We start from the raw sequence: 22,098 nt of genomic DNA on the forward strand, positions 1-22,098 counted from the left end.
TTGCACTGACGGCCGATTTCCAATCATTCGAATTCAGGAACACATCATGTCCACATTGAACCAAGCCCATTGCGAAGCCTGCCGCGCCGACGCTCCTCAGGTCAGCGACGAAGAGCTGCCGGTACTGATCAAGCAAATCCCGGACTGGAACATCGAAGTCCGCGACAGCGTCATGCAGCTGGAAAAGGTTTTCCTGTTCAAGAACTTCAAGCACGCGCTGGCGTTCACCAACGCAGTCGGGGAAATCTCCGAGGCTGAAGGTCACCACCCGGGCCTGCTGACCGAATGGGGCAAAGTCACCGTGACCTGGTGGAGCCACTCCATCAAAGGCCTGCACCGCAACGATTTCATCATGGCCGCGCGCACTGACGAAGTGGCCAAGGACGCCGAGGGCCGCAAATAATGCATTTCGACGCCATAGGTCGAGTACCCGGCGACCCGATTCTCGGCCTGATGGAGGCCTATGCGCAGGACCCCAACCCGCGCAAATTCGACCTTGGCGTGGGCGTCTATAAAGACGCCTTTGGCCTGACGCCGATTCCCCAGGCCGTGAAGATTGCCGAGCAGCGCCTGGTGGATCGCCAGAGCACCAAGACCTACATCGGCGGTCACGGCGAACCGGCGTTCGGCAAAGCCATCAACGAGTTGGTGCTCGGCGCCAATTCTGAGTTGATCGCCGAACAACGGGCCGGCGTCACCCAGACACCGGGCGGCACCGGTGCGTTGCGCTTGAGCGCGGACTTCATCGCCCAGTGCCTGCCGGGCCGTGGCGTGTGGCTGAGCAACCCGACCTGGCCGATTCACGAAACCATTTTCGCCACGGCCGGGGTCAAGGTTAATCACTACCCTTATGTCGGCAGCGACAACCGCCTCGATGTTGAAGCGATGCTGGCAGCACTCAACGAAGCCCCTGAGGGCGATGTGGTTTTGCTGCACGCTTGCTGCCACAACCCGACCGGTTTCGATCTGTCCCATGACGACTGGCGCCGGGTACTGGAAGTGGTGCGCAGCCGCAATCTGGTGCCGCTGATCGACTTCGCCTATCAGGGTTTCGGCGACGGGCTGGAGCAGGATGCATGGTCGACCCGGTTGTTCGCTGCCGAACTGCCGGAAGTGTTGATCACCAGCTCCTGCTCGAAGAACTTCGGCCTGTATCGCGACCGTACGGGTGCGCTGATTGTCTGCGCGAAGACGGCTGACAAACTGGTGGATATCCGCAGCCAACTGGCCAACATCGCCCGCAACTTGTGGTCGACTCCACCGGATCACGGCGCCGCCGTCGTGGCAACGATCCTCGGCGATCCGGAGCTGAAAAGCCTCTGGACCGACGAAGTGGAAGCCATGCGTTTGCGTATCGCCCAACTGCGCAGCGGTCTGGTCGAGGCGCTGGAGCCCCATGGTTTGCGCGAGCGCTTTGCGCACATTGGTGTGCAACGCGGCATGTTTTCCTACACCGGATTGACGCCTGACCAGGTTAAACAGCTGCGTGATCATCACAGCGTTTACATGGTCGGTACCGGCCGGGCGAACGTGGCGGGGATTGATGCGACGCGTCTTGATCTGCTGGCCGAAGCCATCGCCAAAGTCTGCAAATAATCTCAAGAACTCTGTAGTTCCCTTGTGGGAGCGAGCCTGCTCGCGATAGCGGTGTATCAGTCGACATAGACGTTGACTGACACTCCGCTATCGCGAGCAGGCTCGCTCCCACATTTGTTTTGCGGCGCGCCCTCTTCCACACCTGTCTAGACAAGCCCATCCGTCGTAACAATTGGATATAAAAGTCTGATTGTCATTTCTCCTGCTGTATCCTGCCCAGGCTTTGTAAAAGCGCGGATCTACCAGATCTATCAACAGACTTTGCGAGGAGCGCGAAACATGCACGAGATCCCTAATCTCCCCTTCCCAAGCCTGCACGAAACTGAGCAGACACCCACGCAGCAAGCCGGCGCCCAACAGCCCGAGCCGAAAGAAGCCACTGAACGCCGCCAGGCCGACAGCGAAGACTGAAACACCCGCAATGCCAGACCGTGTGGAAAGCGCTAACATGCGCTTTCCACACCGCCTGAACCCTTGAGTTGCACACCATGACCGATGACTTTAGCGAGACCCAGGCCAGCGTTCTGATCGGCACCGCCGAGAAGATGATCGAGATCTGGAATCGCCTCTCCCCCGAGAAACAAGCGGCACTGCTCGCCCGTTTCGGCAGCGAAGAAAATGCCCTGGCCGCCCTGGTCACGACACAACTGGTCGCCCCCGCCAAACCCTGATTCGCCCCCCACCCGGCAAATAGTTTTACTTTTCCACGCCCGCGGCCTCTCACGCCGCTATCATAAGCAGCCTATCTATCCTGCTTTCCCGTGGACCTTTACCCATGTCTGAAAACCAGCGCCCCCTGGCGGTCACGCTGCAAGTCGTTTCCATCGTCCTGTTCACTTTTATTGGCTACCTCAACATCGGTATTCCCCTGGCCGTATTGCCCGGCTACGTCCACAGCGATCTGGGTTTCGGTGCCGTAGTCGCCGGCCTGGTGATCAGCGTGCAATACCTGGCCACCCTGCTCAGCCGTCCATACGCCGGGAAAATCATTGATAACAAGGGCAGCAAACTGGCGGTCATGTATGGCCTCGCCGGTTGCGGTCTGAGCGGCGTATTCATGCTGATTTCGGCCTGGACCCAAAGCCTGCCGATGCTGAGCCTGATCAGCCTGTTGATCGGCCGTCTGGTGCTCGGCAGCGCGGAAAGCCTGGTGGGCTCGGGCTCGATCGGCTGGGGCATCGGCCGGGTCGGCGCGGCGAACACCGCCAAAGTGATCTCGTGGAACGGCATCGCCAGTTATGGCGCACTCGCCGTCGGCGCACCGCTTGGCGTGTTGCTGGTCAGTCAGTTGGGCTTGTGGAGCATGGGCGTGAGCATCGTGTTGCTGGCCGTGCTGGGCCTGGCGCTGGCCTGGCCGAAAACCGCCGCGCCCATCGTGGCCGGGGAACGATTGCCGTTCATGCATGTGCTCGGTCGAGTGCTGCCGCATGGTTGCGGCCTGGCGCTGGGTTCGATCGGCTTCGGCACCATCGCCACCTTCATCACCCTGTATTACGCCACGCAACACTGGGACAACGCGGTGTTGTGCCTGAGCCTGTTTGGCGCGAGCTTCATCGGCGCGCGGCTGTTGTTCGGCAACCTGATCAACCGCCTCGGTGGTTTTCGCGTGGCGATTGCCTGTCTGTCGGTGGAAACCCTGGGGCTGTTGCTGCTGTGGCTGGCACCGGATGCTCATTGGGCCTTGGCCGGCGCGGCGCTGAGCGGTTTCGGGTTTTCCCTGGTGTTCCCGGCGCTGGGCGTGGAAGCGGTCAATCTGGTGCCAGCGTCCAGCCGTGGCGCTGCGGTTGGCGCGTATTCGCTGTTCATCGATTTGTCGCTGGGGATTACCGGACCGTTGGCGGGCGCGATTGCCGCCGGATTTGGTTTTGCTTCAATCTTCCTGTTCGCCGCCCTCGCCGCTTTGAGCGGTTTGGCACTGAGCGTTTACCTGTACAGGCAAGCGCCCAAGTATCGTGAAGAACGAGACGCCCGCTAAAAATCGACCTTGCCGCGCCCGGCCTTGATGCTGCCGCGCTTGGTCTTGGATTCGAGCCGACGCTTCTTCGAGCCGAGGGTCGGTTTGGTCGGACGGCGTTTCTTTTCAACCTTGGTGGCGCTGAGGATCAACTCGGTCAGCCGCTCCAGCGCATCGGCGCGATTGGCCTCCTGCGTGCGGTATTGCTGGGCCTTGATGATCAACACGCCGTCGCTGGTGATGCGGCTGTCACGCAACGCCAGCAGCCGCTCCTTGTAGAACTCGGGCAAGGACGAGGCCGGAATGTCGAAGCGCAAGTGCACGGCGCTGGAGACCTTGTTGACGTTCTGCCCACCGGCGCCCTGGGCGCGGATGGCCGTCAATTCGATCTCGGCATCCGGCAGATGCACGTTGTTGGAAATCACCAGCATGGAAAAGCGTCCGTATTCAGAGTGCGCAGGATACCGCGAATGGACTGAACGAATGCGGACCTTGTAGGAGCGAGGCTTGCCCGCGAAGAAGACGCCGCAGCTCATCTGATAAACCGCGTTATCGTTCTTCGCGGGCAAGCCTCGCTCCTACGGGGGTTGGCGTCGCTCACAAAAAACCCGGCACATGGCCGGGTTTGTTGTGTCTGCTCGCTGCGTTATTTCACTGCAGCCTGCAACGTTTGTTGAGCACTGCGCTTGTTCTTGATGCCGTAGCAAACCCACATGAACACGACCCACACCGGAATCGCGTACACCGAAACCTGAATGCCCGGGATCAACAGCATCACGCCAAGGATGAACACCACGAACGCCAGGCAGATGTAGTTTCCGTACGGATACCACAGGGCCTTGAACAGCGGCGTCTGCCTGGTCTTGTTCATGTGCTGGCGGAACTTGAAGTGCGAATAGCTGATCATCGCCCAGTTGATCACCAACGTGGCCACCACCAGCGACATCAACAGTTCCAGCGCGTTTTGCGGGATCAGGTAGTTCAACAGCACCGCAATCAGCGTCACCGCCGCCGAAGCGAGGATCGAACGCACCGGCACGCCGCGCTTGTCGATCTTCGCCAGGGCTTTCGGCGCATCGCCCTGCTCGGCCATGCCCAGCAGCATGCGGCTGTTGCAGTAGGTGCCGCTGTTGTACACCGACAACGCCGCGGTCAGCACCACGAAGTTGAGGATGTGCGCGGCGGTGTTGCTGCCGAGCATCGAGAACACTTGCACGAACGGGCTGCCGCTGTAGGAATCACCGGAGGCGTTCAGGGTCGCCAGCAGGCTGTCCCATGGCGTCAGCGACAGCAGGATGACCAGTGCGCCGATGTAGAAAATCAGGATCCGGTAGATCACCTGATTGATCGCTTTCGGGATCACGGTTTTCGGTTTGTCCGCTTCTGCTGCGGTGAAGCCGAGCATTTCCAGGCCGCCGAAGCTGAACATGATGATCGCCATGGCCATCACCAGACCACTGACGCCATTCGGGAAGAAACCACCGTGGGACCACAGGTTGGTCACCGACGCTTCCGGTCCGCCGTGGCCGCTGACCAGCAGATAGCTGCCCAGGGCAATCATGCCGACGATCGCGACTACCTTGATGATCGCGAACCAGAACTCCGCCTCGCCAAAGACTTTGACGTTGGCCAGGTTAATGAGGTTGATCAGCACGAAGAACCCGGCTGCCGAGACCCAGGTCGGGATCTCCGGCGCCCAGTAGTGGATGTATTTGCCGACAGCGGTCAGCTCCGACATGCCCACCAGAATGTACAGGATCCAGCAGTTCCAGCCCGACAGGAAACCGGCGAAACCACCCCAGTATTTGTGCGCGAAGTGGCTGAAGGAACCGGCCACCGGCTCTTCGACGATCATTTCTCCGAGCTGGCGCATGATCATGAAGGCAATGAAGCCGCAGATGGCGTAGCCGAGGATCATCGACGGGCCAGCGGATTTCAGTACACCGGCCGAGCCGAGGAACAGGCCGGTACCAATCGCACCACCGAGGGCGATCAGTTGAATATGACGATTCTTCAGGCCGCGTTTCAGCTCGCCTGAATGCGAGTTTTGTCCACTCATGAAAAGGGTCTCACGCAAGGTTTGATGATGTTCATTAGACGTTGCTGCTCGGTTGCGACTTTAAGCAGCGCCGATCAAACCCCAGCGCAGGCACCAGGAGTTCAGCGTATTTACAACGGTCATGCGTCACCTGTTTGTTTTTATCTGTGACGAAATCGAACCCGACACGCTCGTGACGCGGCGGAGTGAACAAGGCGGATAGCCTTGAGGTTTGCGCAGGTGCGCAGGAGGTCACAGGTAAAACGCGGCGCATTGTACACCGCTAACCCCCTGCTGCCAGACACCGCTGGATCAGCGCGTCGGTTGCCGGGATTGCCTGTGTCCGCCCCGAGGGTTTCGGGCGGCTGCAAAAAGAGAGTCAGACCTTTGCGGGTCGTCGGCGTGAGCGATAGGAAAACCGCCCCACGGGGAGAGGTGGAGATGAGTCACGGCGTACATTGCGCCTCCTTTTTGTTATGCACCTGCACGACAGGCATGGGGCGCATGACACCCTTCTGGAGCCGCTGAAACAAGCGGGCCAGAGAGCTGAAAAAGGTCTAAAGGCTCATAGAGCGGAAGAAATTTCTTACGGTTATCGCCGGAGGGTGGTTTCGCGAGGCCAATCGGCAGAAATCGTCAGGTTTTCTTTACGAGGCGTAACACCTATTTTCCACGCTGACTTTGGCAGTGCTCCCACTGACGCCTTCGCGGGCAAGCCTCGCTCCTACAGGTATCACGACTCGCGGAAACGGCACCGAACCTGTAGGAGCGAGGCTTGCCCGCGAAGAGGCCCTCAAGAACAATGCAGATCCGAAACCAGGGCAAAAAAAAACGCCAACCCGAAGGTTGGCGTTTTTCATCTGCCGCTCAGCCCTTACTCAGGCTTGCGACGACCAAAGCCCGGACGCTGGCCCGAACCGGCTGGCGCGCCGCGGCGCTTGCCCGATGGTTTGTCACCCTCGACCAGCTTGATCCCCGGACGTTTTGGCGCTGGCTTGGCCGGGCGTTTGGTGTCCGATGGACGATCCGCCACTGGCGTACCGCGACCAGACTCACCACGACCCGCAGGGGCACCGCGGCCTTCGCCACGTTCAGTGCGACCGTTGGCCGGACGCGGCGTGCGTGGACCACGCTCGCCGTCGGCGCGTGGCGCTGCTGGCTTGCGGGCTGGACGCTCGCCTTCGATATGCGGTTCACGGGTATCGCGCGGTGTAGCAGCGGACTGGTTACCGATGGCAGGACGCAACGAACGCACGCGTTCGGTCTTGCCCATTGGACGCGACGATTTACGCTGCATACGGTCGAGCTTGTCTTTGCTCTTGGCGTTCATCTGCGGCATGGCCACAGGCGTCAGACCCACTTCCGCACTCAGAATGTCGACTTCGTACTGGCTCATTTCGCGCCAGCGACCCATCGGCAGGTCGGAGTTGAGGAACACCGGACCGAAACGCACGCGCTTCAGACGGCTGACCACCAGGCCCTGGGATTCCCACAGACGGCGAACTTCGCGGTTGCGACCTTCCATCACCACGCAGTGGTACCAGTGGTTGAAACCTTCGCCACCTGGCGCTTGCTTGATGTCGGTGAACTTGGCCGGGCCGTCTTCAAGGACGACGCCTGCCTTCAGACGCTCGATCATCTCGTCATCGACTTCGCCACGCACACGTACCGCGTATTCACGGTCCATTTCGTAGGAAGGGTGCATCAGGCGGTTGGCCAGCTCACCGTCGGTGGTGAACATCAGCAGACCGGTGGTGTTGATGTCCAGACGACCGATGTTGATCCAGCGACCTTCTTTGGGCCGTGGCATCTTGTCGAAAACGGTTGGGCGGCCTTCCGGGTCAAGGCGGGTGCAGATTTCACCGTCGGGCTTGTTGTACATGATCACGCGGCGTACCGACTCGGCGGCTTCTTCGCGCTTGATCACCTTGCCATCGATGGTGATGGCGTCGTGCATATCGACGCGCTGCCCGAGGGTGGCGTCTTTGCCGTTGACCTTGATGCGGCCGTGGCTGATCCAGGCTTCTACGTCACGGCGCGAGCCGACGCCGATACGGGCGAGGACTTTCTGCAGTTTCTCGCCTGCTGGGCCGATTTCCTGGTCGTCTTTCTGGTCGTTGATACTCATCTGGGCACCTCCCGGTGTGGTCTGTTCAGGCTTTGCCTGAAGAGTTGAAAGCTTGTACTTGGGCGAAGGGATCGCCGAAGGGTCGCGAATCATACGCTCATGTCGGCGTTTGCGCATCAGAGACTAGCTGATGAATGGCCAGTTACCCGGATTTCCGCCGACCGGTGGTACCGAGTTTGATCAGACGCAGCGCCGCTTCGGTTAGGACTGGGCAGACGCTGATGCAGGGGGCTTTCCAACGCAACCTTGTAGGAGCCGGCTTGCTGGCGATAGCGGTGGGTCAGCCAGTACATTTATTGACTGACCCACCGCTATAGCCAGCAAGCCGGCTCCTACAAGGGTCTCATCGTCTACGAGATTTGGGTCAGTCTTCGAACTCGCGGCGTTCTGCTTCGATGGCTTCGGCGAGGGCCCGGGCTTCGGCTTCTTCATCGGACAACTCGGGTTCGGGCTCGGGTTTCGGCTGTTCGAGCGCGGCGACGGCGGCCAGGAGCTTTTCTCGCGCCTCAGCCACACCGAGCACATCATCTTCCCGTTCTTCTTCGACGGTGGCTTCTGGTTCGACTTGAAGCTCAGCCTCAATGACCGCTTCCGGCTGCGCCAAAACCTCTTCGGTCACGCTCATCTCGCCATCGCGCAAAATGTCATCGAAGTCGGTCTTGAGCCCCTCCTCCATGGTGTCCAGCTCCAGCAACAACGTATGGAAGCTGGTTTCTTCCTTCGGCTCTTCCGGCTCGGCGCTGGCGTCCGCCAGTTCCTGTAAACCGGCTGGCACAGGCGCGTCGTCGAAGTCGAGCACCGGGTCAGGCTCCAGCTCGCGCAGTTCTGCGAGCGGCGGCAGATCGTCAAGATTCTTCAGGTTGAAATGATCGAGAAACGCCTTCGTCGTCGCAAACATCGCCGGCTTACCGGGCACGTCGCGATAACCGACGATGCGAATCCACTCCCGTTCCAGCAACGTCTTGACGATGTGACTGTTGACCGCCACGCCCCGCACGTCTTCGATCTCGCCACGGGTGATCGGCTGGCGATAGGCAATCAGGGCCATGGTTTCGAGCATGGCGCGGGAATACCGCTGCGGGCGCTCTTCCCACAAACGCCCGACCCATGGCGAGAATTTTTCGCGGATCTGCAGGCGATAGCCGGAGGCGACTTCCTTCAGCTCGAACGCACGGCCCTCGCAGGACTTGGCCAGGATCGTCAGGGCTTTTTTGAAAACCGGCGGTTCCGGCCGCTCGCCCTCCTCAAAGAGTTCGAACAGGCGTTCAAGCGATTGCGGTTTTCCCGAGGCCAACAGAAAGGCTTCAAGCAATGGCGCCAGCTCGCGGGGTTCAGTCAGGTTCATGATTCAACTCGTTATTCGGCTCGGGCTCGCACGTGGATCGCCGCGAACGGCTCATTCTGCACCAGCTCGACCAAGGATTCCTTGACCAGTTCGAGGATCGCCATAAAGGTCACCACCACCCCCAGGCGTCCTTCTTCAGCGGTGAACAGCTCGACAAAGGGCACGAAACCGCCCCCCTTGAGCCGCTCCAGCACGTCGCTCATGCGCTCGCGCGTGGACAGCGCCTCGCGGCTGACCTGGTGGCTTTCGAACATGTCGCCACGACGCAGCACCTCGGCCATGGACATCAACAACTCGGACAGACTCACATCCGGCAACAGCTTGCGCGCCCGTGCTTCCGGGGCATCCAGCTTGGGCACCACCACATCACGACCGACGCGGCTCAGGCCGTCGATGCCTTCGGCGGCTGCCTTGAAGCGCTCGTATTCCTGCAAGCGACGGATCAGTTCGGCGCGCGGGTCGTCTTCTTCGTCTTCGATGGTTTCGGCGCGCGGCAACAGCATCCGCGATTTGATTTCGGCCAGCATCGCGGCCATCACCAGGTACTCGGCGGCCAGTTCCAGGCGCACCGACTGCATCAACTCGACGTAACCCATGTACTGGCGGGTGATTTCCGCCACCGGGATGTCGAGGATGTTGATGTTCTGTTTGCGGATCAGGTACAGCAGCAGGTCGAGGGGGCCTTCGAAGGCTTCGAGAAAAACCTCGAGCGCATCCGGCGGAATGTACAGGTCCAGCGGCATTTCCAGCACCGCCTGGCCATAGACCATGGCGAACGGCAGTTCTTGCTGGGCGCCGGCCTGACTGTCGATAACGGGTTCTACTGCAGACATTTACGCCTCGGCCATGAACGGCGTCGGGTCGCCGCAACCGACGCGGATCACTTCCGGCTCGCCATCGGCGAGGTTGATCACCGTGGATGCCTTGATGCCGCCGAAACCGCCGTCGATGATCAGGTCCACTTGATGCTCGAGCAATTGGCGCATTTCGTAAGGATCGCTCAGCGGGTCGGTGTCGCCCGGCATGATCAGCGTCACGCTCATCAGCGGTTCGCCGAGTTCTTCCAGCAGCGCCAGGGCAATCGGATGGCTTGGCACACGCAGGCCGATGGTGCGCTTTTTCGGGTGCAACAACAGCCGCGGGACTTCACGGGTGGCGTTGAGAATGAAGGTGTAAGGCCCCGGCAGGTGCGCCTTGAGCACGCGGAAGGTGCCGGTGTCGATCTTGGCGAACAGCCCGAGTTGCGACAGGTCGCAGCAAATCAGCGCGAAGTTGTGCTTCTCGTCCAGTTGACGCAACCGGCGCACACGCTCCACGGCATTCTTGTCGCCGATCTGGCAACCAATGGCGTAGGAAGAGTCTGTGGGATAAATCACCACCCCGCCGTTGCGGATGATCTCGACAGCCTGTTTGATCAGGCGCGCTTGCGGGTTTTCCGGATGTATCTGGAAAAATTGACTCACATTCTCTACCTGTTCAGACGGCGGCAATAATTGGGTCATGTTTGAATCGACACCACAGTGGTGGCAGATCCTCCGGGAGCGGGCGGTATTCACCGATCTCGGACCAGCCTCCAGGGCCATGAAAATCACTGCCAGCGCTGACCAGCAGACCGAACTCACGGGCGAGAATCGCCAGGCTGCCCACTTGCTCGGCGGGCTGATGGCCATTGACCACTTCGATAGCGTGGCCCCCAGCTTGAATATAGTCAGAAATCAGGCGGCGACGCTTGCTGCGAGTGAAATCGTAATGCCAGGGATGCGCCAGGCTCACCCAGGCTTTTGCGGCGCGCAGGGTTTCGACGGTCTCTTCCAGGGTCGGCCAGTGTTGCTTGACGTCCCCCAGCTTGCCGGCGCCCAGCCATTTGCGGAACGCTTCGGCGCGATCCTTGACGAAACCTTCACGCACCATCCAGTCAGCGAAGTGTGGGCGGGCCGGCGCGTTGCCGCTGTCGCCCAGTTCCTGTTGAATCGCCCGGGCGCCCTCCAGCGCACCCGGCATGCCCTTCAACGCCAGTTTGCGGCTTATTTCTTCGGAACGTAGCCAACGGCCATCGTGCAACTTGGCGATGGCATCGACCAACGGCGCGGCATTGACATCAAATCCGTAGCCCAGCACATGAATGGTTGCGCCGCCCCAGGTGCAGGACAACTCGACGCCGTTGACCAGTTGCATCCCCAGCGCCGTTGCGGCGCTACGGGCCTCATCGAGGCCTTCAAGGGTGTCGTGATCGGTCAAGGCCAGGACTCGCACGCCTTTCTCGAACGCACGCGCAACCAGAACCGCAGGCGCCAGGGCGCCATCGGAGGCCGTGCTATGGCAGTGCAAATCAACATTCACAGGGATGTGTAACCTCAAATCAGCCGGCGCTATCGCGCGCCCATATGTTTGTTATTATGCCGCCACATCCTGCTTCTGGCTGCCACTGTGAAACAATTCATCGATTTCATCCCGCTCCTGCTGTTTTTCATCGTATTCAAAATCGATCCACGGGTCGTCGACATCGCCGGTCATCCAGTGACTGTAGGCGGTATTTACAGCGCCACGGCAATGCTGATCATCAGCTCCCTGGTGGTGTACGGCACGCTCTTCATCAAGCAGCGCAAGCTGGAAAAAAGCCAATGGCTGACGCTCATCGCGTGCCTGGTCTTCGGTAGCCTGACACTGGCATTCCACAGCGAGACCTTCCTGAAATGGAAAGCCCCGGTGGTCAACTGGCTGTTTGCCCTGGCATTCATCGGCAGCCACTTCATCGGTGACCAGTTGCTGATCAAGCGCATCATGGGCCACGCACTGACCCTGCCGGACCAGGTCTGGACTCGCCTGAACATCGCCTGGATCGCATTTTTCCTGTTCTGCGGTGCCGCCAACCTGTTTGTCGCGTTCACGTTTCAGGAATACTGGGTCGACTTCAAAGTCTTCGGCAGCCTGGGCATGACGCTGTTGTTCCTGGTCGCTCAGGGTATTTACCTGTCCCGCCACCTGCACGACGCCGATACCACTACGCCAAAAACCGAGGACTGACATGCTTTACGCAATCATTGCCACAGACGTCGCCAACTCCCTGGAAGCCCGCCTGGCCGCACGGCCTGCACACCTTGAGCGTCTGCAAGTGCTCAAGGGCGAAGGTCGTATTGTACTGGCCGGCCCAAACCCGGCGGTCGACAGCAATGACCCGGGCGCTGCGGGTTTCACCGGCAGCCTGATCGTCGCCGAATTCGATTCCCTGAGCGCCGCCCAGGCCTGGGCCGACGCCGACCCGTACATCGCTGCAGGCGTCTACGCCAACGTTTTGGTCAAGCCGTTCAAGCAAGTCCTGCCGTAAAATCCCCCCGTGCGATGAACCTTCCCGGTTCATCGCGCTCTCAATCGCTCATTATTCTCGTTTGCCTGCCGACAACCTGCCCAATAATCGATTGGATTCAGGAGCTCCGATGCGCAAAGGTCCGTTGTGTCTGATGTTGGTCACGTTGTCGATCGTGGCGCCCGCCCACGGTGAAGAAAGTGCCGCCGGTGGTAGTTCGACGCCTCTGTCCTTGAGCGCCGGGAGCCAGATCAGCGAGTTGCAGCAACGCTTGAAGGTGAGCGAACAGCAACGAGAAGAACTGAGCAAACAACTGCAAAGTGCAGATGCCGAACGCGAAAGCCCTCAGCTGAGCCGGTTGCGCCAGGAGAATCAGCGTCTGAAGCTGCAACTCAAGGAAGCCCAGGCCAGCAGTCCGCTGCCGCGCTTTTTGACAGACCAGCAGCAATGGTTCGTGATCGGCGCAGGAGTTGCGCTATTGGCCCTGCTCTGCGGTATCTTCGCCAGTGGTGCAAGTCGAAAACGTCGACAATGGCTAAATTGAGTGAGTCATGAGCGAGCTGTTATTAATTGATGACGATCAGGAGCTGTGTGAGCTTCTGGTCAGTTGGCTGAGCCAGGAAGGCTTTCATGTCCGGGCTTGCCACGACGGTCAGAGTGCTCGTCGCGCGCTGGCCGAAACGTCCCCGGCGGCGGTGGTGCTGGATGTGATGCTGCCGGACGGCAGCGGCCTGGAACTGCTCAAGCAATTGCGCAGCGACCATCCGGAATTGCCGGTGCTGATGCTCTCGGCCCGCGGCGAACCTCTGGACCGCATCCTGGGCCTGGAACTCGGCGCTGACGATTACCTGGCCAAACCGTGCGACCCACGGGAACTGACCGCCCGCCTGCGCGCTGTCTTGCGCCGCAGTCATCCTGCGGCGGTGTCCAGCCAGCTTGAACTGGGCGATCTGTGTTTCAGCCCGGTGCGCGGCGTGGTCAGCATCGATGAACAGGAATTCACTCTCACTGTCTCCGAAAGCCGCTTGCTCGAAGCCTTGCTCAAGCAGCCGGGCGAGCCGCTGGACAAACAGGAACTGGCGCAGATCGCCCTCGGTCGCAAGCTCACCCTGTACGACCGCAGCCTGGACATGCACGTCAGCAACCTGCGCAAAAAGATCGGTCCCCACCCCGACGGCCGCCCGCGCATCGTCGCCCTGCGCAGCCGTGGCTATTACTACAGCCTCTGATCCCCAGCGATGACCGCGTCGTCTGCATCGCCGGCAAGCCGGCTCCTACAGGGTCGGTGTTGTGTCAGGTAAATACAGCCCCCTGTAGGAGCCGGCTTGCTGCGGGCGGCGTTCCGACGATAGCGGAGTGTCAGTCAGCATAGTCTCCGCCTGATCCACCGCCATCGCCAGCAAGCCGGCTCCTACAAGGTCGGTGTGGTGTCAGGTCAATACGGCGCCGGGGTTTGTCAGGTGAATACAAAATCGTCTTTACCCAAGCTTTACGCTCCGCTGACCGCCGCTGACCTTGATCTGCGTAATCTGTACTCATCCGGAACGTACCGGGAACGAGACAAGGAGATTCACCATGCGCAAGACTCTTATCGCTCTGATGTTCGCTGCCGCCCTGCCAACCGTTGCCATGGCCATGCCTGAAGGCGCCGGCCCGATGGGTGGTTCGATGGACGGCTCGCGCCACGGCGGTCAGATGCACGGCATGCACGGCAAAGGCCCGTACAGCCAACTGGACCTGAGCCGCGAACAGCGCGAGCAGATCCGCAAGATCATGGGCGAGCAGATGCACGAGCGTAAGCAAGTGGTCGACAAATACCTGGAAAAACTCTCGCCAGCCGACCAGAAAGCCATGAAAGATGAAATGGCCGCCAACCACAAGAAAGCCGAGGCCGATGTGCGCGCCCTGCTGAAACCGGATCAACAGAAGCAATTCGACGAGATCCAGAAAAAACAGGCTGAGCGCCGTGCCGAATGGGCCGAGTTCAAGGCCTGGAAAGCGCAACAACCGCAAAAAGCGCAATAATGCGCTGACCCCGGACCCAACGGCTGTACACCGTTGGGTCTGATACCACCCTGTTCAATGTGGGAGCGAGACCGGCTTGCCGGCGATAGCGATGTGTCAGTCAACACAACTGTTGAATGTGACGCCGCCATCGCCGGCAAGCCGGTCTCGCTCCCACATGGAATTCAGTCAGCTTGAGGATTTTCTGTGCGCTCATTGTTCTGGCGTATCCTGGCCAGCTTCTGGCTGGCCATCGCTCTGGTGGCAGGGTTGTCCATTCTGCTCGGGCACATGCTCAACCAGGACGCGTGGATTCTCAGTCGCCACCCGGGCCTCAACACCTTGCCCGAAGAATGGACGCAAACCTACGAAGCCCAGGGCGAAGAAGCCGCCCAGGACATTCTCGAACAGCGCAAACGCCAGTATCACATCGACGTTCAGGTGCTCAACGAAAGCGGTGACCCGCTCGTTCGCGGTACCTTTCCGCGCCGCGCCGCCGCCTTCGAAGCACGGCAGAACAACGATGACCGACGCCTGCCGTGGCGGCGTCTGACCGCCGAGTACACCAGTGAAAAAACCGGCGACACCTACCTGCTGATTTATCGTATTCCGCACCCGGAGCTGGACTCATGGCACCGCGAAAGCCTGCTCTGGCCACTGAGTGCGCTGGGCATCGCGCTCGTGGTGCTGACCCTGTTCAGCCTGTTCGTGACCCTGTCCATCACCCGCCCGCTAAGCCGCTTGCGCGGCGCGGTGCATGATCTGGGGCAAACCACCTATCAACAGAACAGCCTGGTGAAACTGGCCAACCGTCGCGATGAGTTCGGCGTGCTCGCCAACGATTTCAACCGCATGGGCTCACGGCTGCAAAGCCTGATCGGCAGTCAGCGCCAATTGCTGCGCGATGTGTCCCACGAGTTGCGCTCACCGCTTGCCCGGTTGCGCATTGCGCTGGCACTGGCCGAACGGGCCAACCCAGAAGAACGGGAAAAACTCTGGCCACGCCTGACCCGCGAGTGCGACCGCCTCGAAGCGCTGATCAGCGAGATCCTGGTACTGGCGCGGGTCGATGCCGATAACGCCAGCGCGGAAGACGTTGATCTGAATGCGCTGCTCAACTCGCTGCAAAAGGATGCGCAACTGGGTTCGCCGGAGCAGAACGTTCGCCTCGACGCGGAACCGCAACTGAATCTCAAAGGCTGGCCGACGATGATCGAGCGCGCCGTGGACAATCTGCTGCGCAACGCCCAGCGCTTCAACCCGGTGGGGCAATCGATTGAAATGCAGGCAGTGCGTCAGGGTGAGCGGATTGTGGTGAGCGTGCGTGACCATGGGCCGGGGGTCGACGCCGAGCATTTGAGCCAGTTGGGTGAGCCGTTTTATCGGGCGCCGGGGCAGACGGCAGCGGGGCATGGCTTGGGATTGGCCATTGCACGCCGGGCGGCGGAGCGGCATGGCGGGAGTCTGGTGTTGGCCAATCATCCGGATGGCGGGTTCATTGCCAGCCTGGAATTGCCATTGGTACCCGGGGCTGTCGTCCAACCCTAAAAGCTTCGCGGGCAAGCCTCGCTCCTACAGGTCATAGGTGCTCACGGTATCGCGGCACAACGCAAACTGTAGGAGCGAGGCTTGCCCGCGAAGCATTTGATCTTAGGGTTTGGAAGGCCAGGCGCTGACGAATTCAGCCAGATCGACTTTCTCCGCCACGCGCGGTTCTTTCAGCGGCGTGCCCAGGTACAGGAAAGCAATCACCTCTTCCCCTTCAGCCAACCCCAACCCTTTGGCCACATGCGCCGAATACGCCAGCTCACCGGTGCGCCAGACCGCGCCAATACCTTGCGCATAGGCTGCCAGCAGAATCCCGTGGGCCGCACAGCCGGCCGCCAGCAACTGCTCGGACTTCGGATACTTGACGTGATCCTGCAACCGCGCGATCACCACGACCACCAACGGTGCGCGCAGCGGACCATTGCGGGCCTTGTCCAGCACCGCTTCGGACGCTTCGCTGTCCTGCAGTTTCGCGGCTTCGGCCAGCAACTCGCCCATTTGCTCGCGCGCTGTGCCTTCGATTGTCAGGAAGCGCCAAGGCTGCAAGTGGCCGTGATCCGGCGCACGCATCGCGGCGTTAAACAGCACTTCGCGCTGCTCGGCGGTAGGGGCCGGGTCGATCAGTCGTGGAACGGAAACACGGTTGAGCAAAGCGTCGAGAGCCTGCATCGGCCACCTCCTGAAAAAAATGTCCGGCTATTCTAGCTGCAAGTGCCACGGGGATGCCGGTTTACATGCCCTGCCCCACGGGTAGAATGGCGCCCTTCCTACTTTCAGCCCGAGCGGACTTCATGGCGTTGCCGACCTTACGTCTCATTGGTTTCATCATCGGCCTCTTCCTGATCACGCTGGCGATCGCCATGGTCGTGCCCATGGCCACCCTGTTGATTTTCGATCGCACCGGCGATCTGCCGTCGTTCCTCTGGGCCAGCATGATCACCTTTGTCGCCGGCCTGGCGCTGGTGATCCCCGGCCGCCCCGAGCACGTGCACTTGCGCCCGCGGGACATGTACCTGCTGACCGTCAGCAGTTGGCTGGTGGTGTGCATCTTCGCGGCGCTGCCATTCCTGTTGACTCAGCACATCAGCTACACCGACTCATTCTTCGAAAGCATGTCCGGGATTACGGCCACCGGCTCAACGGTACTCAATCACCTCGACGACATGTCCCCCGGCATCCTGATGTGGCGCTCGTTGCTGCACTGGATCGGTGGCATCGGCTTTATCGGCATGGCCGTCGCGATTCTGCCGTTGCTGCGTATCGGTGGCATGCGGCTGTTTCAGACCGAGTCGTCAGACCGTTCCGAAAAAGTCATGCCCCGTTCGCACATGGTGGCGCGTTTGATCGTAGCAGCCTACGTCGGCATCACCATTTTCGGCAGCCTGGCGTTCTGGTGGGCCGGGATGAGCCCGTTCGATGCGATCAACCACGCGATGTCGGCGATTTCCACCGGCGGTTTCTCCACCTCCGACCAGTCACTGGCCAAATGGACGCAACCGGCGGTGCACTGGGTGGCGATCGTCATCATGATTCTCGGCAGCTTGCCGTTCACCCTGTACGTGGCGACGTTGCGTGGTAACCGCAAGGCGCTGATCAAGGATGAACAGGTTCAAGGTTTGCTCGGCATGTTGCTGGTGACGTGGCTGGTGCTCACCACCTGGTACTGGTGGACCACTCAGTTGCATTGGCTGGACGCGCTACGGCATGTGGCGCTGAACGTGACGTCGGTGGTGACCACCACCGGTTTCGCACTCGGGGACTACAGCCTGTGGGGTAATTTCTCGCTGATGCTGTTCTTTTATCTGGGCTTTGTCGGCGGCTGCTCGGGATCGACTGCAGGCGGGATCAAGATTTTCCGTTTCCAGGTCGCCTACATTCTGCTCAAGGCCAACCTTAACCAGTTGATTCACCCGCGCGCGGTGATCAAGCAGAAGTACAACGGCCATCGCCTCGACGAAGAGATCGTGCGTTCGATCCTGACCTTTTCGTTCTTCTTCACCATTACCATCTGTGTGATCGCGCTGCTGTTGTCGCTGCTCGGCGTCGACTGGATGACCGCGCTGACCGGCGCCGCCAGTACCGTTTCCGGGGTCGGCCCGGGGCTGGGCGAAACCATTGGCCCGGCGGGCAACTTCGCCACCCTTCCGGATGCCGCCAAGTGGATTCTGTCGTTCGGCATGCTGCTCGGCCGACTGGAGATCATTACGGTGTTTGTTCTGTGTATTCCGGCGTTCTGGCGTCACTGACCTGGTTCGGCGCATCCATCAGCCGCACCCGGTACTCGCCGGGGGTGGCATCGAACCAGCGTCGGAAGGCGCGGAAGAAATTGCTCGGATCGGCGAACCCCAACAGGTAGGCAATTTCCAGCAGGGTCATGCTCGGTTGCGCCAAATACTGCTCGGCCAGTTCGCGCCGGGTGTCATCGAGCAGCGTCTGAAAACTCGTGCCCTCTTCCTGCAAGCGTCGCTGCAACGTGCGTTGCGACAAGTGCAGCGTCTGCGCCACGGTATCGCGCTTGGGCTCGCCCTGGGGCAGTAAACGGCACAACACCTGACGCGCCTTGTGGGTCACGCGGCTTTCGGAAAAGCGCGCCAGGTATTCCCCGGCAAAGCGGTCATGCAGCAGCGCCATGGCCTCATTGGCGGTTGGCAGCGGTGCTTCCATGTCGGCGCGCTCGAAAATCAGCGCGTCATAAGGCGCGTTGAACACCAGCGGCGCATGGAAGGCTTGTTTATACGGTTCGAGATCGACGGGCTGTTCGCCCTGCACCAACACCTTGCGCGGTTGCAGGGTGCGCCCGGTCAGCCAGCCGCACAGCGCCAGCGCGCAGGCCAGCGAGGCTTCGGCACTTTGTCGGGTCGGCGGCAGATGGTCGCCGTGGACCGTCAGAATCAGGGCATACCCCTCATCCAGCAGACGGAAACTCAGGTCGGCACTTTCGGCGATGATCCGCTGATAACGCACCAGGCGCTGAAAGCCTTCGGCCAGGGTCTGACTGGACATCAAGGCGTACCCAGCCACGTGGAATGACGCCGGTCGTACTACCTTGCCCATGTTCAGGCCAATCGCCGGGTTACCGGACAGCTCGACCGCGCGCTGCCACAGGCGTGTCATGGAATCTTGCGGGAAGCGCGCATCCGGATCGTCCAGTGACGCGTAGTCGAGCCCCAGCTGCTTGAACAGAACCCGGCAATCCAGGCCGTCCATCTCCAGTGCTTTGACAATCCCCATCGCCCAGCTTGCAGAAGTCGTTCGTTCGCTCATGGCGTTTACTTACATGATGAGCCGCATGCTACGGCCAATTTCCGAAGGATACTAAAGTGGCGCCCATTGTCACTGGCTGATGCCAATGATCACTCTAGACTCAAATAAGCTACCCTCAGAACAACTTGCAGTCAGAACAATAACCACAGAGATCGCAGTCGTGGAAAACATCAGACGTTTCAACAGCTTCGCTGAGTTTTACCCGTATTACCTCAGCGAACACAGCAACAGTACCTGCCGACGATTGCACTTTATTGGCACGACGCTGGTTATTTGCATTCTGGCGCTCACCATCGGCAAAGGTGCCTGGTCGATGCTGCTGGCCATTCCGCTGGCGGGCTACAGCTTCGCCTGGGTCGGGCATTTCTTCTTTGAAAAGAATCGTCCTGCAACCTTTCAACATCCGTTTTACAGCTTGCTCGGCGATTTTGTGATGTTTCGCGACATGATTCTGGGCCGCGTACCGTTCTAGGCGCAGCCGCTATAGAAAAGCAAAGAGAGACTAGCCGATGAATGCCAATGCCCGCTTCACCCACATGCAGGACGGCACGCAGGAAGACTGGGCGATCATCGCCGCCGACTTCAGTGCCTACGCGAGGCAATTACCACAACGGATCATGGCGCACCTGAAACTGCTGGAGGGTGATTTTGGCGGGTTCCCGGTGGATCGCCTGACCCACTCCCTGCAAACCGCCAGCCGCGCCTGGCGCGATGGCCGCGACGAAGAGTACGTGGTGTGCGCCCTGCTTCACGACATCGGTGACACGTTGGGCTCCTACAACCACCCGGACATCGCGGCGGCGATCCTCAAGCCATTTGTCAGCGCCGAGAATGTGTGGATGGTGGAGAAACACGGGATTTTCCAGGGGTACTACTTTTTCCATCACTTGGGGATGGACCGGCATTTACGCGAGCAATTCAGCGGGCATCCGCAGTATCAGGCGACCATCGAATTTTGCGCGAAGTATGATGCGGCGGCGTTTGATCCCGAGTATGAAACGTTACCGCTGAGCTTCTTCGAGCCGATGATGGAGCGGTTGTTTGCTCATCCGAAGAACTCGATTTACAGGGCGGCGATGCAAGAACACGCGCCGGCCTGACAGATTTGCGGTGTCAGGACAGGCCTCATCGCGGGCAAGCCTCGCTCCTACAGGCTTGCGCTGGCCCTGTAGGAGCGAGGCTTGCCCGCGAAGGCGTCTGACCTGACTACGCCGGTTCGGCGACTTTGATGGCCTTCAACTCCGCCTCCCGCGCCTGGGCATCCGCCAACCGGTACAACTCGATCGATCCATCCCAATGCTCGATCAGCGCCGTACACGACTCCACCCAATCCCCGCAATTGAGGTAATCCACCTCGCCGACCTTGCGAATCTCGGCATGGTGAATGTGCCCGCACACCACGCCGTGCAATTCGCGTTTGACGCATTCGTGGGCAATGGCTTCTTCGAAGTCGCTGATGAAGCTGACCGCGGTTTTCACTTTGTGCTTGAGGTACGCCGACAGCGACCAGTAACCGTAGCCATACCGGGCACGCCAATGGTTGAGCCAGCGGTTGAGGGTCAGGGTGAATTCGTAAGCCGAGTCGCCGAGGAACGCCAGCCAGCGGTGATAGCGGGTAATCACGTCAAACTGGTCGCCGTGGATCACCAGCAAATGACGGCCGTCGGCGGTCACGTGCACGGCCTCATCCACCAACTGGATGTTGCCCAGAATCAGCTTCGAGTAACGGCGCAGGAATTCGTCGTGGTTGCCGGTGACATAAATCACCTCGGTACCGCGCTTGCTCATGGTCAACAAACGACGGATCACGTTGGTGTGCGCCTGAGGCCAGTACATGCCGCCGCGCAGCTTCCAGCCATCGATGATGTCGCCGACCAGGTAGATCTTGTCCGCGTGGTAGCCCTTGAGAAACTGCGACAAGTGCTCGGCCTGGCAATCCCGGGTGCCCAGATGCACATCGGAAATCCACAAGGTCCGAACACGTTGCTTACGACTGGGTTTGGCGAGCTCGGCGCTGGTCATGGGCAACCCTCTGCGATTGTTTGCGCAAGCTTGCGCCGGTCGGGTTAATTGCCCATGACAGGGACAAGTCAGTCCTGTGACAACGCACATGAGTGCCCGCGGTGTAGACTGACGGCCTTAATCGGGAGACCTGCGATGAGACCGATCCTCACGCTGCGCCAATACACTCACGACCTGATCGTCCACAGCCACGACCACGCGCAACTGGTGTTCGGGTTGTCGGGTGCGCTGGATTTCGAAGTCGACGGGCATGGCAGCCAGGTGGTTCAGCAGAGTTTCGTGGTCGTCCCGTCCGGCTTCCATCATGCGTGCGGCAGCGCCAATGGCAGCCGCTGCCTGGTTCTGGATGTGCCGAGCGATCAATGGGTGGTTCAGTCCCTTGGCGAGCACGCCGATGCCAGCCGCCGCTTGCTCGACAACGCCGGGCGCCTGCCGCTGGATGCCGGGCAAAGCCAATTGGTCAGTTGGCTGGCGGGCAGTCAGGTCAGCGACCCGCTAATCGCGCAACAAGGCGCGGTGCTGTTGCTGGCCAGCCTCAACAACGCCAAAAGCGAAGGGGTGGGCGGTCGGCGTCTGCCGTACGCCGCCTTGAATGCGCACATCGATCAATACGCGGCCTATCCGTTGCAAGTGGCCGATCTGGCGCGCATTGCCGGGCTGTCCAGCGCTCGGCTGCATGCGCGATTTGTCGCTGAATGCGGGCAGACGCCGATGGACTACATCCGCAGCCGTCGCTTGCACATGGCCGTGAGTATGTTGCGCGATTCGGCATTGCCCGTCGGCGAGATTGCGAGTCGGGTCGGCTACAGCTCTCAAAGTGCATTTTCAGCGGCGGTGCTGCGGGAGTTTGGTGTCTCACCCGGCAAATTGCGGCGCGAGGCTGGCGACAAATGAT

Annotated in this window: 25 protein-coding genes; 15 read left to right on the forward strand and 10 right to left on the reverse strand. The window is 60.4% G+C overall.

Going from position 1 to position 22,098, the window contains the following annotated elements; genetic code table 11:
- The first annotated feature begins 46 nt into the window (after positions 1–46).
- The 5 genes from ACM6IO_RS20020 to ACM6IO_RS20040 all read left to right on the forward strand — a co-directional run bounded on the left by ACM6IO_RS20020 (position 47) and on the right by ACM6IO_RS20040 (position 3,571).
- Positions 47–403: a 4a-hydroxytetrahydrobiopterin dehydratase gene (locus ACM6IO_RS20020; protein ID WP_008030478.1), complete on the forward strand. Its 357-nt coding sequence runs from the start codon at positions 47–49 to the stop codon at positions 401–403.
- Positions 403–1,596 carry an amino acid aminotransferase gene (locus ACM6IO_RS20025; RefSeq protein WP_414912080.1) on the forward strand — a complete coding sequence of 398 codons (1,194 nt, stop codon included), beginning with the start codon at positions 403–405 and terminating at the stop codon, positions 1,594–1,596. The genes ACM6IO_RS20020 and ACM6IO_RS20025 overlap by 1 nt, the downstream gene beginning before the upstream one ends.
- A gap of 279 nt (positions 1,597–1,875) precedes the next feature.
- A complete protein-coding gene (locus ACM6IO_RS20030) occupies positions 1,876–2,007 on the forward strand; it encodes a hypothetical protein (protein WP_008030474.1) in 132 nt (43 codons plus the stop codon).
- A gap of 77 nt (positions 2,008–2,084) precedes the next feature.
- Positions 2,085–2,267, forward strand: a complete 183-nt coding sequence (locus tag ACM6IO_RS20035) for a hypothetical protein (RefSeq protein WP_008030471.1) — start codon at positions 2,085–2,087, stop codon at positions 2,265–2,267.
- A 104-nt stretch (positions 2,268–2,371) separates the two neighbouring features.
- Positions 2,372–3,571 carry an MFS transporter gene (locus tag ACM6IO_RS20040; RefSeq protein ID WP_207285384.1) on the forward strand — a complete coding sequence of 400 codons (1,200 nt, stop codon included), beginning with the start codon at positions 2,372–2,374 and terminating at the stop codon, positions 3,569–3,571.
- Here the strand turns inward: ACM6IO_RS20040 and arfB are convergent.
- The 7 genes from arfB to ACM6IO_RS20075 form a co-directional block, all read right to left on the reverse strand.
- Positions 3,568–3,981, reverse strand: a complete 414-nt coding sequence (arfB, locus tag ACM6IO_RS20045; RefSeq protein ID WP_003222786.1) for an alternative ribosome rescue aminoacyl-tRNA hydrolase ArfB — start codon at positions 3,979–3,981, stop codon at positions 3,568–3,570. The genes ACM6IO_RS20040 and arfB overlap by 4 nt on opposite strands.
- 215 nt (positions 3,982–4,196) lie before the next feature.
- Entirely contained in the window at positions 4,197–5,609 is a 1,413-nt protein-coding gene (locus ACM6IO_RS20050) for an amino acid permease (RefSeq protein WP_414912081.1), read from the reverse strand.
- Positions 5,610–6,462: 853 nt separating this feature from the next.
- Positions 6,463–7,716, reverse strand: a complete 1,254-nt coding sequence (gene rluB / locus ACM6IO_RS20055; protein WP_008030465.1) for a 23S rRNA pseudouridine(2605) synthase RluB — start codon at positions 7,714–7,716, stop codon at positions 6,463–6,465.
- Between the two features lie 364 nt (positions 7,717–8,080).
- Positions 8,081–9,061, reverse strand: a complete 981-nt coding sequence (gene scpB / locus ACM6IO_RS20060) for an SMC-Scp complex subunit ScpB (protein WP_223435086.1) — start codon at positions 9,059–9,061, stop codon at positions 8,081–8,083.
- A gap of 11 nt (positions 9,062–9,072) precedes the next feature.
- Complete coding sequence (locus ACM6IO_RS20065; RefSeq protein WP_404943248.1) at positions 9,073–9,831, reverse strand: segregation and condensation protein A; 759 nt, start codon at positions 9,829–9,831, stop codon at positions 9,073–9,075.
- 63 nt (positions 9,832–9,894) lie between these two features.
- Positions 9,895–10,524, reverse strand: coding sequence for an L-threonylcarbamoyladenylate synthase (locus tag ACM6IO_RS20070; RefSeq protein WP_032832737.1), 630 nt, complete (start codon positions 10,522–10,524; stop codon positions 9,895–9,897).
- A gap of 13 nt (positions 10,525–10,537) precedes the next feature.
- A complete protein-coding gene (locus tag ACM6IO_RS20075; RefSeq protein WP_008030458.1) occupies positions 10,538–11,401 on the reverse strand; it encodes a PHP domain-containing protein in 864 nt (287 codons plus the stop codon).
- A gap of 87 nt (positions 11,402–11,488) precedes the next feature.
- Between ACM6IO_RS20075 and ACM6IO_RS20080 the strand changes: the two genes are divergently transcribed.
- From ACM6IO_RS20080 to ACM6IO_RS20105, 6 genes are all read left to right on the forward strand, one after another.
- Positions 11,489–12,085, forward strand: coding sequence for a septation protein A (locus ACM6IO_RS20080; protein WP_008042693.1), 597 nt, complete (start codon positions 11,489–11,491; stop codon positions 12,083–12,085).
- 1 nt (position 12,086) lies between these two features.
- Positions 12,087–12,386, forward strand: a complete 300-nt coding sequence (locus ACM6IO_RS20085) for a YciI family protein (RefSeq protein WP_108218598.1) — start codon at positions 12,087–12,089, stop codon at positions 12,384–12,386.
- Between the two features lie 109 nt (positions 12,387–12,495).
- Positions 12,496–12,909, forward strand: coding sequence for a hypothetical protein (locus tag ACM6IO_RS20090; RefSeq protein WP_008042694.1), 414 nt, complete (start codon positions 12,496–12,498; stop codon positions 12,907–12,909).
- Positions 12,910–12,916: 7 nt separating this feature from the next.
- On the forward strand, positions 12,917–13,594 hold the full coding sequence (locus ACM6IO_RS20095; protein WP_008030451.1) for a response regulator transcription factor: 678 nt from the start codon (positions 12,917–12,919) through the stop codon (positions 13,592–13,594).
- A 346-nt stretch (positions 13,595–13,940) separates the two neighbouring features.
- Entirely contained in the window at positions 13,941–14,390 is a 450-nt protein-coding gene (locus ACM6IO_RS20100) for a hypothetical protein (RefSeq protein ID WP_008030449.1), read from the forward strand.
- Between the two features lie 186 nt (positions 14,391–14,576).
- Positions 14,577–15,917, forward strand: a complete 1,341-nt coding sequence (locus ACM6IO_RS20105) for a sensor histidine kinase (protein ID WP_008030447.1) — start codon at positions 14,577–14,579, stop codon at positions 15,915–15,917.
- Between the two features lie 102 nt (positions 15,918–16,019).
- Here ACM6IO_RS20105 and ACM6IO_RS20110 read toward each other — a convergent pair whose 3' ends face one another.
- Entirely contained in the window at positions 16,020–16,586 is a 567-nt protein-coding gene (locus ACM6IO_RS20110; RefSeq protein ID WP_414912082.1) for an NAD(P)H nitroreductase, read from the reverse strand.
- A gap of 122 nt (positions 16,587–16,708) precedes the next feature.
- Between ACM6IO_RS20110 and ACM6IO_RS20115 the strand changes: the two genes are divergently transcribed.
- Positions 16,709–18,163, forward strand: coding sequence for a TrkH family potassium uptake protein (locus ACM6IO_RS20115; RefSeq protein ID WP_008030441.1), 1,455 nt, complete (start codon positions 16,709–16,711; stop codon positions 18,161–18,163).
- Here ACM6IO_RS20115 and ACM6IO_RS20120 read toward each other — a convergent pair.
- Positions 18,120–19,181 carry an AraC family transcriptional regulator gene (locus ACM6IO_RS20120; protein WP_202949139.1) on the reverse strand — a complete coding sequence of 354 codons (1,062 nt, stop codon included), beginning with the start codon at positions 19,179–19,181 and terminating at the stop codon, positions 18,120–18,122. The two genes, ACM6IO_RS20115 and ACM6IO_RS20120, sit on opposite strands and share 44 nt — an antisense overlap.
- Before the next feature lie 160 nt (positions 19,182–19,341).
- Between ACM6IO_RS20120 and ACM6IO_RS20125 the strand changes: the two genes are divergently transcribed.
- Complete coding sequence (locus ACM6IO_RS20125) at positions 19,342–19,653, forward strand: DUF962 domain-containing protein (protein WP_008030437.1); 312 nt, start codon at positions 19,342–19,344, stop codon at positions 19,651–19,653.
- 37 nt (positions 19,654–19,690) lie between these two features.
- Positions 19,691–20,281: an HD domain-containing protein gene (locus tag ACM6IO_RS20130; RefSeq protein ID WP_008030435.1), complete on the forward strand. Its 591-nt coding sequence runs from the start codon at positions 19,691–19,693 to the stop codon at positions 20,279–20,281.
- Positions 20,282–20,387: 106 nt separating this feature from the next.
- Here the strand turns inward: ACM6IO_RS20130 and ACM6IO_RS20135 are convergent, their stop codons facing one another.
- The gene (locus tag ACM6IO_RS20135; RefSeq protein ID WP_008030433.1) at positions 20,388–21,203 is read right to left on the reverse strand and encodes a UDP-2,3-diacylglucosamine diphosphatase; all 816 of its coding nucleotides are present in this window, start codon (positions 21,201–21,203) and stop codon (positions 20,388–20,390) included.
- Between the two features lie 135 nt (positions 21,204–21,338).
- Here ACM6IO_RS20135 and ACM6IO_RS20140 point away from each other — a divergent pair, with 135 nt between their 5' ends.
- Positions 21,339–22,097 (forward strand): helix-turn-helix transcriptional regulator, encoded by a 759-nt coding sequence (locus tag ACM6IO_RS20140; RefSeq protein ID WP_008030432.1) that lies wholly within the window; start codon positions 21,339–21,341, stop codon positions 22,095–22,097.
- The last annotated feature ends 1 nt before the right edge of the window (position 22,098 follow it).

Origin of the sequence: Pseudomonas sp. IT-P44 (genome assembly GCF_949768225.1) — a bacterium.
GTDB classification, from domain to species: domain Bacteria; phylum Pseudomonadota; class Gammaproteobacteria; order Pseudomonadales; family Pseudomonadaceae; genus Aquipseudomonas; species Aquipseudomonas migulae.